The 14944-nt window shown below is 64.4% G+C and carries 14 protein-coding genes; 7 read left to right on the forward strand and 7 right to left on the reverse strand.

The features are described 5' to 3' along the window. A complete protein-coding gene (locus U0025_RS06420) occupies positions 1 to 420 on the reverse strand; it encodes a hypothetical protein (RefSeq protein WP_004212103.1) in 420 nt (139 codons plus the stop codon). 107 nt (positions 421 to 527) lie between these two features. Between U0025_RS06420 and U0025_RS06425 the strand changes: the two genes are divergently transcribed. After that, a complete protein-coding gene (locus U0025_RS06425) occupies positions 528 to 1031 on the forward strand; it encodes a 2'-5' RNA ligase family protein (RefSeq protein WP_037491374.1) in 504 nt (167 codons plus the stop codon). Between the two features lie 203 nt (positions 1032 to 1234). After that, entirely contained in the window at positions 1235 to 1876 is a 642-nt protein-coding gene (locus tag U0025_RS06430) for a hypothetical protein (RefSeq protein ID WP_004212107.1), read from the forward strand. 398 nt (positions 1877 to 2274) lie between these two features. On the opposite strand, the gene U0025_RS06435 is transcribed toward U0025_RS06430, so the two are convergent. The 6 genes from U0025_RS06435 to U0025_RS06460 form a co-directional block, all read right to left on the reverse strand. After that, a complete protein-coding gene (locus tag U0025_RS06435) occupies positions 2275 to 3501 on the reverse strand; it encodes an NAD(P)/FAD-dependent oxidoreductase (RefSeq protein ID WP_004212109.1) in 1227 nt (408 codons plus the stop codon). 123 nt (positions 3502 to 3624) lie between these two features. After that, a complete protein-coding gene (locus tag U0025_RS06440) occupies positions 3625 to 4662 on the reverse strand; it encodes a rod shape-determining protein (protein ID WP_004212110.1) in 1038 nt (345 codons plus the stop codon). Between the two features lie 144 nt (positions 4663 to 4806). Beyond that, complete coding sequence (locus U0025_RS06445; RefSeq protein ID WP_004212112.1) at positions 4807 to 5850, reverse strand: choice-of-anchor A family protein; 1044 nt, start codon at positions 5848 to 5850, stop codon at positions 4807 to 4809. A gap of 221 nt (positions 5851 to 6071) precedes the next feature. After that, on the reverse strand, positions 6072 to 6461 hold the full coding sequence (locus U0025_RS06450; protein ID WP_004212114.1) for a DUF4440 domain-containing protein: 390 nt from the start codon (positions 6459 to 6461) through the stop codon (positions 6072 to 6074). A gap of 142 nt (positions 6462 to 6603) precedes the next feature. After that, positions 6604 to 8958, reverse strand: a complete 2355-nt coding sequence (locus U0025_RS06455; RefSeq protein WP_004212116.1) for a TonB-dependent receptor — start codon at positions 8956 to 8958, stop codon at positions 6604 to 6606. Between the two features lie 230 nt (positions 8959 to 9188). Continuing rightward, positions 9189 to 9911 (reverse strand): GntR family transcriptional regulator, encoded by a 723-nt coding sequence (locus U0025_RS06460; RefSeq protein WP_004212118.1) that lies wholly within the window; start codon positions 9909 to 9911, stop codon positions 9189 to 9191. A gap of 159 nt (positions 9912 to 10070) precedes the next feature. On the opposite strand from U0025_RS06460, the gene U0025_RS06465 reads away from it, so the two are divergent. Genes U0025_RS06465 through U0025_RS06485 form a run of 5 tightly spaced genes read left to right on the forward strand, consistent with a single transcriptional unit; the run spans position 10071 to position 14725 of the window. Continuing rightward, positions 10071 to 11558, forward strand: a complete 1488-nt coding sequence (locus U0025_RS06465) for an aldehyde dehydrogenase family protein (RefSeq protein ID WP_004212121.1) — start codon at positions 10071 to 10073, stop codon at positions 11556 to 11558. Further along, entirely contained in the window at positions 11555 to 12361 is an 807-nt protein-coding gene (locus U0025_RS06470) for a carboxymuconolactone decarboxylase family protein (protein WP_004212122.1), read from the forward strand. The genes U0025_RS06465 and U0025_RS06470 overlap by 4 nt, the downstream gene beginning before the upstream one ends. Continuing rightward, on the forward strand, positions 12358 to 13113 hold the full coding sequence (locus tag U0025_RS06475) for an SDR family NAD(P)-dependent oxidoreductase (protein ID WP_004212123.1): 756 nt from the start codon (positions 12358 to 12360) through the stop codon (positions 13111 to 13113). Before U0025_RS06470 ends, U0025_RS06475 begins: the two co-directional genes overlap by 4 nt. Continuing rightward, positions 13110 to 13919, forward strand: a complete 810-nt coding sequence (locus U0025_RS06480; protein WP_037491378.1) for an NAD(P)-dependent oxidoreductase — start codon at positions 13110 to 13112, stop codon at positions 13917 to 13919. Before U0025_RS06475 ends, U0025_RS06480 begins: the two co-directional genes overlap by 4 nt. 20 nt (positions 13920 to 13939) lie before the next feature. Next, positions 13940 to 14725: an SDR family oxidoreductase gene (locus tag U0025_RS06485; protein ID WP_004212126.1), complete on the forward strand. Its 786-nt coding sequence runs from the start codon at positions 13940 to 13942 to the stop codon at positions 14723 to 14725. Positions 14726 to 14944: the final 219 nt, after the last annotated feature.

Genomic DNA, 14944 nt, shown 5'->3' on the forward strand with positions numbered 1-14944 from the left:
TCAGCGCAGCAGACCCTTGGTCGCCTGACTGCGGGCGTAGAGCCACTGGCCGATGCCGATCAGGATGATGACGGCCGGGAAGATCGCCGCGCCCGCGCCCTTCACCGCCAGCAGGTCGGTGCCAAGGAACGTGTGTCCGAACTGGACGATCACCGCGAGCAGCGAGAGCAGGAACAGCGGCACCGCGACGCGGCGGCGCAGCAGCAGCGCGATCGCGCCCAGCGTGCCGGCGCCCACAGCCACCGCATAGACGGCCCAGGCCCAGCCGGGCATCTGGGCGAAGGCGCGGGCGGTGTCGGGATCGGTTCTGGCGAGTTCGCCAAGATCGGCGCCATATTGCATGACGAAGGCGGCGACGCCCATCAGGTTCCATAGCAGCAGGATGACGGCGATGATGACGAAGGATGCCGGTGCGCGCATGATGCTTCCCCTCCTGGTCCGCGCCTGCTTGCCGGGCGCGGCATCTGTCATCATATAGCCTGTCCCGGCCGGGCGAAAGTCCGCCATCGCGTTGCAGGGAGGCGGTCCTGGCTGATCCGATCATCGTCACCGCGCTGCTGGGCGCTGCCGATTTCGCCTGGGCGGATGGCTTGCGCCGTGCGCATTTTCCGCCCGAACGCAATCAGGTGCCGGCGCATGTCACCCTGTTCCATCATCTGCCGCCTTCGCTGCTGCCGGAACTCAGGACGCGGATGAAGCAGATATGCGCCGGCCCGGCGCCACGGGCGCGGCTGGGCGATGTGCTGCTATTCGGGCTGGGGGTCGCCTATCGCATCGACAGTCCCGATCTGGCGACGTTGCGTGGCGAATTGGCGGACGCCTTCACCGGGCTGCTGACGCCGCAGGACCAGGCCGGCTTTCGCCCGCATCTGACCGTGCAGAACAAGGAGGAGCCCAGGGTCGCGCGGGCGCTGGCCGACCGATTGCGCGCCGATTTCCATCCCCGCCCGATCGCAATCGCGGGCCTGGCCGCCTGGCACTATCGCGGCGGACCATGGGAACTGGCAAGCGAGACCCGGTTTCGGGGGTAGCGACGGCAGAATGGGGACGACAGATAGCCCCTCCCTTTCAGGGAGGGGTTGGGGTGGGTGGCGAGCGCAGCGAGCTTCTGCCCGATCGACCGTAGGCCGCCGCTATACGGCGCACCCACCCCCGGCCCCTCCCTGAAAGGGAGGGGAGTGGGCAACGTCAGATTCTGCTCGCATCGCGCCCGTTTGCCGGTCATTCTGGCCTCATGAACAAGGGCGTATTAGCTCAAGCGACGGTCCGCGCCAGCGAGGCGCTGGATGCCGTCTATCGTGCTTTCGAGATGCCGGCGCCGTCGAGGATCGAAGGCTGCCCTTGCTGTATCGATACGCGTGGCACAGATGTCTTGCTCGCTACCCCATTGCGTGAAATCAGCGGCATGGCTCTCTGGCGCTATGTTTCGGGTGCGTTCCTGACGGTTGGTGACGAGCAGGACTTTCGCTATCTGCTGCCGCGCATTCTGGACGTGTCAGTGTCTGATCCAGCGAATGCCAACAATCCCGAGATCGTGCTGGGCAAGCTGTCGCTCGCGGGATGGGACTCCTGGCCACCGCATGAAAAAGCTGTGATCGAAATGTTCGTCGGAGCGTGGTTTGAACTGGCGCTGGCGAGCGATCTTGCAGAAGCAGATGAAGGTTGGATCGGTTGGGATGCCGAGAGCGTTCTCTGTGGCGCGGCGCGAGCCGGGGTGCAGCTAGACCGCTGGCTGCTGCGATTGGCTGCGCCAGACGCCGCGCCGGTTCTTGCTAACATTCGTGATAGGTTCCCACGCAAGCCATCGGGTTTTTGGGAAGATGTTCCCTGCGCCTTTCATGCGGTGCGAGTATTTTTGGATCAAGGACGAGCCTAGATCAGCATTCGTCCGATCGGGTTATCCGACTTTCGACTTGCCGCTCAAAGGAGCGACGGGTTCAGAAAAAAGGAGATTCCGATTATCGAGCGCGTTAAGCGGCCGGTTTCCCGCTTGCCTTTCCTACTCGGCATTTTTCTGGTCCACCCTGTGGGATGGAATTGGCCTCTCCCATCGCCCCCATATGGACCTTGCCGCAGCGCCCTGCCGCGACAAGCCCGTCGCGTCATGGTCGCCTGATCGTCGCTTCGCTGGCGCGTCGGTGTCGCTTCACAGGCGCGCGATTGTCGCGCCGCCGCCGCTTTCCGATGACCCTATGCCGGGAAAATGGCGCAAAACGGGGCGACGACACTGTGAACTTCGTAGGAAAATCCGATTGTCGCGTCGTCGCCGACCGATCAGGCGAGGCCCACTTCCTTGAGCGGAATGCCGGCATCGGCCAGTTGCGCCGGGTCGAGATGCGCGCCCGACAGCACATGGGCGCGGCCCTGGACATAGTCCTTGACCGCATTGACGCAGTCGAGCGCGATCAGCTTGCCGCCCTTCAGATAGACGACCGAGAAGCTGCGGGTGGCTGGATCGCCGCGCAGCACGGTCTGGTCGAAGCCGGTCGAGAGGCCCACCGTCTGGAGCTTGAGATCATATTGGTTCGACCAGAACCAGGGGACGGCGTCATAGGCCTCTTCCTTGCCGAGGATGTGGGCCACGGCGGTCTTGGCCTGGTCATTGGCGTTCTGGACGGATTCGAGGCGCATCTGCGCGCCGCCGGCAAAGCGGTTGGCGTGCGATGCGCAATCGCCCACGGCATAGATGTCGGGCAGCGAGGTGCGGCAATATTCGTCGACATCGACGCCATTGCCGCCGGCCGCGCCGGCCGCGATCAGCGGGCCGGTTTCGGGCACGATGCCGATGCCCACGATCACCATGTCGGTTGCGATCCGCTCGCCATCCTGCATCAGCACTGCCGTCGCCCGGCCATCCTCGACCGCGATACAGTCCATCTTCGCGCCGGTGCGCAGGTCGACGCCATGGGCGCGATGCTCCGCCTCATAGAAGCGCGAGAGATCCTCACCCGCGACGCGGGCCAGCACCCGATCGAGCGCTTCGAGCAGCACCACGGTCTTGCCGAACTTGGAAAGGACGGCGGCCGCCTCCAGCCCGATATAGCCGCCGCCGATGATGGTGACATGGTTCACGCTGTCGATCTTCGCCATCATCGCGTCGACATCGTCGCGGCGGCGCACGGCATGGACATTGGCGGCTTCGGCGCCGCTGCAGGTGAGCATCCGGGGGCTGCCGCCGGTACACCAGATCAGCTTGTCATAGCCGATTTCCTCGTCGCCGACGGTGACGAACTTGCCGACCGGATCGACGCTCCTGACCCGCTTGCCCAGAAACATGTCGATCTTGCGCTCGTCCCAGAAGGCGGCGGGGCGGATCAGGATGCGGTCGAAGCTCTTGTCGCCGGCGAAATATTCCTTGGACAAAGGCGGGCGCTCATAGGGCGGATCCTTCTCGTCTCCGATCATGCCGACCGAGCCTTCGAAACCGTGTTGCCGCAGCGAGATAGCCGCCTGCGCGCCGGCATGGCCGGCCCCCACGATCAGAACGTCATAATAGCTCATCCGCCCGCTCATCCTCTTTTATCCGGGGCTTTGCTTGGCGGCATTTGGCGGTGCTGGCAAGCGCCGATGTGGCGGGGCGGGCAAGCGATGCCCGCCAACCATCGTCGGGGCGGTGCGCGCCGGTCAGGACATGGTCAGCACGCCTTCATAGGCGCGATCTTCCAGCGCCTTGCCGGCACCCATGGCGACGCACATCAGCGGCGTGTCGGCGATCCGCACGGGCAGGCCCGTGGCTTCGGACAGCGCCTCGTCCAGCCGGCGCAGCAGCGCGCCGCCGCCGGTCAGGGTGATGCCCTCGTCGATGATGTCGGACGACAATTCGGGCGCGGTCTGCTCCAGCGCGGTCATCACCGCCATCACGATCTGGCCGACCGGCTCGGACAGGGCGTCGCAGATTTCCGCTTCGCTGATGGTCATTTCGGCAGGGCGACCATTTACCAGGTCGCGCCCCTTGACGATGATCCGCTCGCCCTCGCCATCGGGCGGGGTGGCGCAGCCGATCGCGCATTTGACGCGCTCGGCGGTGGCTTCGCCGATCATCAGGTTGTGGACGCGGCGGATGTGCGAGGCGATCGCGTCGTCCAGCTTGTCGCCGCCGACGCGCGCCGAATTGCTGTAGGCGATGCCGTTGAGCGACAGCACGGCCACTTCGGTCGTGCCGCCGCCGATATCGACCACCATCGCGCCGCGCGGTTCGGTGACGGGCAGGCCGGCGCCGATCGCCGCTGCCATCGGCTCCTCGATCAACTGCACCCGCGCCGCGCCGGCGTTGGAAGCCGCATCGCGCAGCGCCCGGCGCTCGACCATGGTGGAGCCGGTCGGCACGCAGATCACCACATCATAGCGACGGCCGAAACGCCCGCCATCCTGCGCCTTTTCGACGAAATGCTTGATCATCTGTTCGGCGACATCGATGTCGGCGATCACGCCGTCGCGCAGCGGGCGGATCGCCTGGATATTGGCCGGGGTCTTGCCCATCATCAGCTTGGCTTCATTGCCCACCACCTTGACCTTGCGGATGCCGCGAATGGTCTCGATCGCGATGACGGAGGGTTCGTTCAGCACGATGCCCCGGTCGCGGGCGTGGATGACGGTATTCACGGTGCCAAGATCGATCGCCATGTCGCAGGCGGTCGAGGAGAAGAAGCGGGGCATTTTCATGGGAAAGCGGCGATCTGCAAAGATTGTGAAACAATGGCTCCCTGTGCCGCCGCCCGGCGGCGATCAGAAGGGCGCTGCGCCAGTCCGTCCGTTTCCCGCGTCTGGCCGAGGGTGAAGGGACGGAAAAGCACGGTAAAGGGCGGTTCAGGCGGTCTTGCGGATCAGGCGGCGACCCAGCAGCACGCCGGCAATGCCGAGCAGGAACAGGGTCCAGCCCGGCGCTTCGGGCACCGGCGTGCCGCCCGAGCTGTTGCCGGTCGGCGGATCGATCGGTGGGGTATAGCCGCCAGTATAGGTGCCCAGATGCATCTCGCCATTCTGGGTCAGGTTGCCGAACACGGCCGATCCCTGAATGTAATTGGCGGTGGTCGCATCGGCCCAGGGCGCCAGCAGCGATCCGCCCCAGCTGTTGGTGAGGTCGAGCGACTGGGCGTCGCCGAAATTCCAGATCACATGTTCGCCCAGATTGGCGGTACCGCCCAGGAAATTGTCGTTGAGGCTGACCGCGCTGCCGCTGACATTGACGATCGCGGTGTCGGCGCCGTTCAGGTTGAAGGCGATCTCGCCCACCTTGTCGAGGTCGGCGGCGCTGATCGAGAAGACGGCCAGGCCGTTGGCGTCGGGGCTGGCGTTGAAGGTGGCGCGATTGCCGCTGATCACCATGTCGCTGTTGGCGGCCAGGCCCGACAGGTTGGTCGACAATTGTTTCATGCTGCCGGCCAGCACCGTGCCCTGCGTCGCCAGGCTGGATGCGAAGCCGGGGTCCGACGTGGCCAGTCCGGACTGGACGCTGTTCTGGTTGATATTGGTGTTGCTGATGGTGCCGCCGACCTTCACCGTCTGGGCCGCGCCATTGAGGTTGAAGCCGCTTTCGACATTGCCGCCGACCAGCGCGCCCGACCCGTTGTTCAAATTCTTGATGCCGCCGGTGACATTGCCGACCACGGTGAGGCCCGCCTGGCCGGTCGTGGAGGTGGCGGGGGTGCTGATCTGGTAGCTGGAGGAGGTGCCGGTGAGGTCGCCGCCAACGAAGGTGCGGCCCTCCACTTCGGAAGAGGAACTGAGGTCGCCCAGGACGATCAGATTCCATTCGCGCAGCGCGTCGGTGCCGGTGACGGGGGAGGCATGAGCGGGGGCGGCAGCCAGCAGCGCCAGCGACGCCGAAATCATGAAACCGGTCTTTTTCATAATAGATAACGCCAAGTCTTCGCATGTCGTCACAATGGATCGCGTGACGCGTGGCGAAGTCCCCCCTTCCGCTCTCTGGATTGTCGGCCCCGACTCCGGCGCCGGAGCGCCAAGGACAGGGTGGGCGCGCCATAGTCCTGTCGGACCGGCGCGGCAATATTTTATTAACTATTGCACGAAGAGCGTGGCGGCTCGTCTTGCCGAGGGAGGCCGCAGACTTTTCAGGCGAGGGTCAGGTAAAGTTCCGCCTCGATCAGCCACTCGCTGTCAAGCTGCCGCCATTTGGCGGTGTAGGCGCCCGAGGCGATGAGGATGCCGGACGCGGCGGCGACGCCCTGCCACTGGCCATGTTCGAAAGCGATCGGTTCGACGGGCGAGACCAGGATCGTGTCGGGCGTGCGGGTGTAGATGCTGCGATCGGGCGCGGCAAATTCGCGCTTCCAGGCCATCAGCTGCGCCTTGCGCCCGGCGATGACGCCGCTGTCGGTGCCGGTCACCATCACGACATCCTGTGCCAGGATCGGGCCGATGGCGGCAAGGTCGGCATCGGCGAGCGCCCGGTTGAAGCTGGCGCGGCGCAGGCGGATGGCAAGATCGGCGGTGGCGGTCATGGCGCTTCCCTTAGCAGGCGATGCTGCCATCGCCATGCCCGTCCAGCAAAAAAAAAGAACGCCCGCAGCGGGCTGCGGGCGTTCCGTTCGCCAGACCGGGCCATGTCGAGGAGGGCATGGCCGGCCCGGCGGGGAGAGGGGGTTAGAGCTTGTAGCCCAGGGTCAGCACCCAGGAACGGCCTTCGCCCGGATTGGCCCAGCCGTTGTTGCGGACGCTGGTATAATATTTTTCGTTGGTGAAGTTCTGGACGTTGAGCTGTGCGGTCAGCTTTTCGTCGAAGGTGTAGGACAGCATCGCGCGGTGAACGAGATAATCGTCCGCCTTGTACATCGGCGCGGTGCTGGCGTTGCTCAGATACCAGCTGCCCTGATAGGTCAGGCCATAACCCAGTTGCAGCCCGAAGGGCAGGGTGTAGGTGGTGAACAGGCTGCCCGAATGCTTGGGCGTGTTGGTCAGCGGATTGCCGGCCTGCGGATCGGACAGGGCGCAGGTGACATTGGCGGTCGCCCCGGTCGGACGATAGGTCGCGCCCGGATTGTCGAGGCAATAGTCCGAAATGCTCTGCAGCACCTTGCTCTTGAGATAGGTGTAGTTGGCAAAGATCGTCCAGTTGGACGTGATGTTGCCGGTAGCGCCAAGCGTGATGCCGTCCACCTTGTTGCGGCCGTCATTGACGTTGAGGTTGCCGATGGAGGGATCGTTGCTGGCGACCGAATAATTGGTGCGCTTGTTGCGGAACAGTGCGGCAGTCAGCTGCAGGCCATTGTCGAACAGATCGATCTTGCCACCGATCTCGAAATTCTCGGCCTTCTGCGGATCTACGCCGCACGGTTCGAGGCCAAGGTTGACCTGATCGACCGACGCCGTGCCGCAGCCGGCGCGCACAGTGCTGGAAGTCGGCGTCAGGCTGTTGGCATAGGCGACATACAGGCTGGCATTCTCAGCCGGCTTGTAGACCAGGCCGACGCGGTAGGAGAAAAGATTGTCGGTCGCATTCTGCTGCGCGCCAGTGGTGTAGGCGCCGCCGGCGGCCGGCGTGGCGATCGTATCGGAGCGGAAGCGGGCACGGTTATGCTCCCAGCGTACGCCGCCGTTCAGTTCAAGCCCGTCGACGATCTTGGCCGCGGCAAAGGCGTAGATGGCAGCGTTGAACGTGTCGCCGACCTGATGACCCGACTGGATATAATTGACCGGGCCGGTGTAGATGGCGTTGGGGTTGCTGATGCTGATCGGATCGAGCGTCGGGTTCGGCGTCGCGCCATTGGCGTTGCGCTCGACATTGCCGTTGTTCAGTACATAATCTTCCTGCAGCATCGAGGTGCCGATGACCAGCGTATGGCCGCCCGGAATGTTGAAGGTCAGGTCGAGCTGATTGTAGAGCGTCTGGTTGACCGAGTCCCGGAAGCCGCCGCGCGGGCCGCTGGGATAATACATGCCCGGCACCTGGCCGGCGGCACAGGCCGCGCCGGTCGGCAGCGTGCCGTTGGCGAGGCAATAGGCGCCCTGTGGCGGGTTGACGACCAGATTTTGTTCGACGCGCTGCCAGCGCGACAGGTTGCGGACCGACAGCAGGTCGCTGAAACGATGGTCGAAGATCGCCGTCGCCTGGTCGATCGTCTGGTCCTGCTTGTCGAGATTCCTATAGCCATAATAGCCGCTATAGGGGACGCCGGGCAGCGGCCCGTCATAGATCGCATTCTTGTAATAGGGGATGCCGTAGAGTGGCGTATTCTCGTCTTCCTGATGGGTGTAGAGCAGGGTCAGCGAGGTCGGTCCGTCCACGCCCAGCTTGACCGAGGGCGCCACGCCCCAGCGCTTGTAGCTGTCGACATCGCGCCGGGCGACGTCATTTTCATGATACATGGCGTTGAGGCGCACGGCGATTTGATCGTTGACGCGGACATTGCTGTCGATGGTCGCGCGATAATAGTCCGACGTGCCGATGCCGCCCTGCACCAGCGTTTCGCTGTCGGCCTTGGGGCGCTTGGTGACGAGGTTGATGTTGCCACCGATCGCGCCCGAGCCACCGAACACCGAATTGGCGCCATTGGTGACTTCGACCTGTTCCAGGTTGAACGGGTCGGTGCGGCTATATTGAGCGCTGTCGCGCACGCCATCGATGCTGATGTCGGTGTTGGCGCTCTGGCCGCGCAGGTTGATGCTGTCGCCATAGCCACCGCCGCCTTCGCCCGCGCCGAAGGTGATGCCAGGAACGGTCGACAGCACGTCGCGCAGGGTGAGCAGATTCTGCTTCTGGATGGTCTGGTTGCCGATCACCGTGATGGTCTGCGGCGTGTCGAGCAGGGGGCGAACATATTTGGGCGATTCGGGCTTTTCCACCTTGATGGAATTGTCTTCGATCGCCGTGTCGGTGACCGTAACGCCACCCAGTGCCTGGCCCTGGCCATTATCCTGCGCGTGTGCGCCGGATGCGAAGGCCATTGCGCCGACGCAGCTCAGTGCAAGGAAGGATGGAGTGTTTCCATATTTCGCCATTGTTTCAGAACCCCTTTCGATTGTTGCAGGGGCTGCTATTGCGACCTATTCGCATTGTCAATGCTATTGCGAGTGGATATCTGTTCGACGATGCTTTTTTGCTAAATGATGTAAAAGTCGCACAGTCGGCAAAGTCGCTAACGGCCAATATATGGATCATGACGGCCCATCAGCGGCGCGTGCCTGTCAGTGGCACCCGAACGCATTGCTTTATCGCGTGCGATGTCGCTTCAAAGGCGGTCGAATGCGCACAGGGTGGCCAGAACCTGCCTATTTTGGCGGTCCGCCTCGAAATGGGCGAGGGCCGGGTCATGATCGGCGATGGCGTCGATGATGCGCAGGCGACCGTGGCGCCATATGCTAAGGTCGAACATGTCGGCCCCGGTGCCGTCGCGCTCCACATCGCGCGCGCTCCCCAGCGCGACACGGGTCAACAGCTCGAACAGGGGCTGGCTGACCATTTTGAACAATATGTCCTGCAGCCGGCCTTCCAACTGGCCGAGCCCGTCCATGCTGTCGCATGCATCGATCTGACTGCGCAGGTCGAGCAATTGCCCATGAAGGGCTTGATCATCGCATCGCGCGGCAGCGGCGCAGAGCCGGTTGAACAGTAGCGAGGTGATGTCGAGTATCTCGCGCCAGGAACCCGGTTCGCCGCATAGATAGGCGCCCAGCATCCGTTCCAGATCGGCCATTTGCGGTCGCCGGCCATAATAGCCGCCGCCTGGCCCGCGCCGGACCTCCAGCAAGCCTTCATGTTCCAGGATGCGCGCCGCCTGCTGGACCGTGACGATGCCGACTTCAAGCTCACGGGCAAGGGTCTGTAGCGAACCGATCTGTTCGCCGGCCGGCGCGGCGAGGATGCGTCGGCGCAGGGCGTCGGCGGTATGGCGGACGATCTGCCGCTTGCCGGCCGCCGGTTCGGTCAGGTCATTTTGCTGGATGAGGTTCATACGGATTAATGTGCATGTTGATTGAAATTTCGCAAGGGCGATACTGAATGAGATCGCCTTGATGATCTAATAATATGCACATTAATAACGATCCCAGGAGTCGCCGCCCGGTTCTGGAGCGGTGCCGCTGCGCTTGCCGCGCCGCAAGAGGAGAGAGCCATGGCGTTCAGGGATCCCGTGATCGACGCATTGCCACGTCACCCCATCATTATCGGCGGACAGCGCGCGGTGCCGAACGGCCCGGCGCGCCACGCCCATGTCTATCCCGGCACCGGCAAGGTGACGCAGGAGCTGGCGTTGGCGGACTCCGATGATGTCGACCGGGCCGCCGCCGCCGCGCGCAAGGCTTTCCCCGCATGGCGCGCGATGCCCGGCGACAAGAGGCGCGACCTCATGTTCCGTATCGCCGCGCTGCTGGAGGCGAAGTCGGCGGATTTCGCGCCGAGCCTGATCGCCGAAAATGGATCGGTGGCGATGGTGGCGCCCTATATGGGTTATGATGCCGCCCAGAAGTTCCGCTATTTCGGTGGCTGGTGCGACAAGCTGCACGGGCGCACCATCCCGATGTGGGGCGCGCCGGCCCATGATTATGTCAGCTATGATCCCTATGGCGTGATCGGCATCATCGTGCCGTGGAACGGGCCGCTGTTCGCCGCGACCATGGTGCTGGCGCCGGTGCTGGCAGCGGGCAATTGCGTGGTCATCAAGGCGCCCGAACTCGCGCCCTACAGCGTCATGCAACTGGTCGAACTGCTGCATGAGGCGGGCCTGCCCGACGGCGTGGTCAATCTGGTCACGGGCGGCGCCGATGTCGGCGCGGCGATGGTCAGCCATCCCGGCATCGACAAGATCGAGTTCATCGGATCGGGCGCGACCGCGCGCCATGTGCTGACCAATGCGGCCCAGTCGCTCAAACCGGTAGGCCTGGAACTGGGCGGCAAGTCGGCCGTGGTCGTGTTCGATGATGCCGACCTGATGCTCGCGGCGAAGAAGGGGCTGACCGGGGCGATTTCCTCCAATGGGCAGGGCTGCATCAATGGCACGCGGCTGCTGGTCCAGCGCGGCGTTTATGACCGTTATCTCGACCTGATCGGGGCGATGGCCGGCCATGTCCAGTCGGGCGACCCGTTCGATCCCGCAACGGTGCTGGGTCCGGTGATCAGCCAGAATGCGCTCGACCGCATCAGCGGGATGGTGGCGCGCGGCGTCGCCGATGGCGGCCGCATCATCGCGGGCGGCCAGCGACTGGACGGCGATTTTGCCGATGGCTTCTACCTGCCGGTGACGATCCTGGCCGATGTACCGGACCGGTGCGAGATCGCCCAGAATGAGGTGTTCGGCCCGGTCCTGGTCGTGACCCCGTTCGAGGACGAGGAAGAGGCGATCGCGCTCGCCAACGGCACCGACTATGGTCTGGGCGCCTATGTCCATACGCAGAATTTGCGCCGCGCCCATCATATGGCGCGCGAGCTGCAGGCGGGCATGATCCATGTGAACGGTTCGGGTGAGGCGATGCAGCCCAATTGTCCTTTCGGCGGCTTCAAGAAGAGCGGTCATGGCCGGCTGGGCGGGGTCGAGGGCCTGCATGAATTCCTCCAGCCCAAGAATGTGTGGATGAGCATGGCCGCGCCGGAGGGCGGGCAATGACCCTGTGTGATCCCGCAGCGCGCAGCGCACTCGGCGATAGGCTTCAGGCCGAACTGACGGGGCGAGATGGAGCCGCGCCGCAATCACCGGTGGCGGAAAGCTGGCGCGATTTCATCTATGCCGAAATCTGGTCGCGTCCAGGGTTGGATCGGCGCGCGCGCTTCCTGATCGCGCTGGCTTCGGCGGTCGGCGCCGATGCGCCTGTGGACCGGCTGGACGGCTATGTCCGTGGGGCACTGACGACCGGCGCGCTGACCCAGGCCGAATTGCGCGAGGCGGCGCTGCATGTCGCGGTCTATTCCGGCTGGGACAAGGGCGGGGCGATCGACGCTGCGATCGACCGGATCGAGGCAGAGAAGGGGCTGGCGCCGGCTGTGCTGGCGCCAATCCGGCACGAACCCTGGGATGCGCAGCAGCGGATGGAGCAGGGCGTTGCCGAATTTCGTGCGGTGATGACCTTTGACGGTCCGCGCGTCGGCAATGGCCTGCCCTATCTGCAGGATGGCATATTGAACTTCGTGTTCGGCGAGATGTGGTGCCGGCCGGGCCTCGATCAGCGGTCGCGCCGCTTCCTCACGCTGGTGGGCGTCGCGGACTCCGCTGCCACCGTGCCGATCGCCAGCCATTTCCATGCTGCCATGGCGAGCGGCAACTGCACCGTCGCCGAGCTCAACGAATTCGTCCTCCAATATGCGGTCCATGCCGGCTGGCCCAAGGCGTCGGTGATCCAGGGCGTGGTGCTGGAAATGGCCGGGAAGGTCGCCAAGGGCCTGGCCTGGAACGAGCGGGAGGAGGGGCGATGAGCATCGCGATCGACATGCGCGGCAAGGTGGCGCTGGTGACCGGGGCTGCTTCGGGCCTTGGCCGCGCGACGGCGGTGAAACTGGCACAGGCCGGCGCCCGGCTGTGGTTGGTGGACGTCAATGCGGAAGGGTTGGCCGAAACGCTGAGCCTGCTTCCTGAGGGCGAGCATCAGACGGCGGTTGTCGATCTGGCCGATTCTGACGCTTGCCACGCGGCAGTCGATGCGGCTGTCGCCCATTTCAGCCAGCTTGATGCGCTGTGCAATGTCGCAGGCCTCATCTATCTCGCTAATTCGCCCGACATGGCCCGACCGCTGTGGGACAAGACGCTGGCGGTCAACCTGACCGCGCCCTTTCTGCTGTCGCAGGCGGCAATTCCGCATCTGATGAAGGTGAATGGCGCGATCGTGAATGTCGTCTCCTCGGCCGCCTTCATCGGCGAGGCTTATGCCGCCGCCTATTGCGCGTCGAAAGCCGGCCTCCTCAATCTCACCAAGGCGATGGCGATGGAGTATCAGAAGCAGTCGATCCGCATCAACGCCGTCGCGCCGGGCGGCATGATCACCAATATCGCCACCAATTTCCGGCCGCCCGAAGGCTGCGACCTTGAATTGCTCAAACGTTTTTCGGGGATGCGCGGCACGGTCGAGGTCGAGGATGTCGCCGACATGGTCGCGCTGCTCGCCTCGCCGGCCGGGCGTGGCTTCCACGGCAATTGCATCTCGATCGATGCCGGGATCACCGCAGGATGAGCGGGATGGAACGGATCGGCTTCATTGGCCTTGGCAGCCAGGGCGGCCCGATGGCCGAACGGATCGCCGTCGCTGGCTATCCGCTCATGCTCTGGGCCCGCCGTGCGGATGCGCTGGCGCCCTTCCTCGAAAAGGGCGCCACGGCAGCGCCGGACATCGCGACATTGGGAGCAGCCTGCGATCATGTCGGCATCTGCGTCGTCGATGATGCCGGCGTGGCGGAAATCGTCGATCAATTATTGCCCGCGATGCGACCGGGCAGCCGGATCGTCATCCATTCGACGATATTGCCCGACCATTGCGTCGCATTGGCCGAACGCTGCGCGGAACGGGGTATCGCCTTCCTCGATGCGCCGGTCAGTGGCGGCGGTCCGGCCGCGGCGGCCGGCACCTTGATCCTGATGTGCGGTGGTGCGGTCGATGTCTTCGAGGCCGCCCGGCCGGTGCTGGAAAGCTTTGGCGGCCTGATCGTGCGGATGGGCGATGTCGGCGCCGGGCAGCGCGCCAAGATCGTCAACAACGCGCTGATGGCGGCCAATATGGGACTGGCCCACGCCGCGATGGAGGCGGGCAGGGCGCTGGACCTGGATGGCGCAGCCCTGCGCGACCTCATCAAGGCGAGCAGCGGCCGCAGCTTCGGCTTCGAGGTCTATGCCCGCCTGCCGACGCCGGGCGCCTTTGCTCATGGCGCGCCGCTGCTGCGCAAGGATCTCGGCCTGCTGATGGCCAGCCTGCCTGATGATGCCGGTGCCGAGGCCCTGTCCCGCGCCGCCATGCCCTTTCTCTCCGTCGCCTGCGGCGACTGACCATTTCAGGAGATCCAATCATGTCCTTCACCCTTGATCAGTTCCGCCTCGACGGCAAAGTCGCGATCGTCACTGGCGCCGGCGGGCGCGGCAATTCCATCGGCCGGGCCTATGCGCTGGGCCTGGCTGCGGCCGGTGCCGCGATCGTCGTTGCCGATCTCAATGCGGAAGGCGCACAGGCGGTGGCCGACGAGATCGTTGCCGGGGGCGGGCGGGCCATCGCCGTCCAGGTCGATGTCGCTGACGAAGTCTCCACCCTGGCCATGGCGACGGCGGCGACCGGTGCCTTTGGCGGTGTCGACATCCTCATCAACAATGCCGCGCTGATGGTTGATATCAGCTACGACAATATCGAAGCCGTCAGCCTCGACGCCTGGAACCGGGCCTTTGCGGTCAATCTCAATGGTGCGCTGCTCTGTGCCCGCGCCGTTATCCCTTCGATGCGGGCGCGCGGTGGCGGACGGATCATCAACCAGACGTCGGGCGGGGCATTTCCAGCGACGGGCCTCTACGGCATTTCCAAGCTGGCGCTGGTGGGCCTCACGACCACGCTCGCCAAGCAACTGGGCAAGGACAATATCACCAGCAACGCGATCGCGCCGGGCAATGTCACATCGGATGCCGGCAAGATGCTGGTGCCCGACGATTCTCCGTTCATCCAGTTCCTGCAGATGAGTTGCGCCCTGCGCCCGCGCGGCGAGCCGGATGAACTGGTCGGCACGGCGCTGCTGCTCTGTTCGGACGCGGGGCGCTGGATTACAGGCCAGACGATCCATGTTGATGGCGGATGGGTGTTGCGCCCTTGAACGGAGGCGGGGCGTCATGGCACAAATTGCGATCAGGCCATGATGCCCGCTGCCGGATCGGCGTCCGCGATTCCCGTTCGCAAGATCATCGGCATTTTACCGTAATTGCCGAATAATCTGCGGATTATTTCCAAAATCGTCAAATGTTACGAAACACATTCGGCCGCCCCCTTGATACCGTTTCCTCCAGAAAAGAACAGAAATGTGGCGAGGAAAACA

It is taken from the genome of Sphingobium yanoikuyae, from assembly GCF_034424525.1.
Lineage (GTDB): Bacteria > Pseudomonadota > Alphaproteobacteria > Sphingomonadales > Sphingomonadaceae > Sphingobium > Sphingobium yanoikuyae.

Bases quoted from the DNA above. Each gene is read 5' to 3' on its own strand.
- U0025_RS06435 (WP_004212109.1), bottom strand. From the start codon at position 3,501: ATGAGCTATTATGACGTTCTGATCGTGGGGGCCGGCCATGCCGGCGCG.
- U0025_RS06475 (WP_004212123.1), top strand. From the start codon at position 12,358: ATGAGCATCGCGATCGACATGCGCGGCAAGGTGGCGCTGGTGACCGGG.
- U0025_RS06455 (WP_004212116.1), bottom strand. From the start codon at position 8,958: ATGGCGAAATATGGAAACACTCCATCCTTCCTTGCACTGAGCTGCGTC.
- U0025_RS06460 (WP_004212118.1), bottom strand. From the start codon at position 9,911: ATGAACCTCATCCAGCAAAATGACCTGACCGAACCGGCGGCCGGCAAG.
- U0025_RS06450 (WP_004212114.1), bottom strand. From the start codon at position 6,461: ATGACCGCCACCGCCGATCTTGCCATCCGCCTGCGCCGCGCCAGCTTC.
- U0025_RS06480 (WP_037491378.1), top strand. From the start codon at position 13,110: ATGAGCGGGATGGAACGGATCGGCTTCATTGGCCTTGGCAGCCAGGGC.
- U0025_RS06440 (WP_004212110.1), bottom strand. From the start codon at position 4,662: ATGAAAATGCCCCGCTTCTTCTCCTCGACCGCCTGCGACATGGCGATC.
- U0025_RS06420 (WP_004212103.1), bottom strand. From the start codon at position 420: ATGCGCGCACCGGCATCCTTCGTCATCATCGCCGTCATCCTGCTGCTA.
- U0025_RS06485 (WP_004212126.1), top strand. From the start codon at position 13,940: ATGTCCTTCACCCTTGATCAGTTCCGCCTCGACGGCAAAGTCGCGATC.
- U0025_RS06445 (WP_004212112.1), bottom strand. From the start codon at position 5,850: ATGAAAAAGACCGGTTTCATGATTTCGGCGTCGCTGGCGCTGCTGGCT.
- U0025_RS06430 (WP_004212107.1), top strand. From the start codon at position 1,235: ATGAACAAGGGCGTATTAGCTCAAGCGACGGTCCGCGCCAGCGAGGCG.
- U0025_RS06465 (WP_004212121.1), top strand. From the start codon at position 10,071: ATGGCGTTCAGGGATCCCGTGATCGACGCATTGCCACGTCACCCCATC.
- U0025_RS06470 (WP_004212122.1), top strand. From the start codon at position 11,555: ATGACCCTGTGTGATCCCGCAGCGCGCAGCGCACTCGGCGATAGGCTT.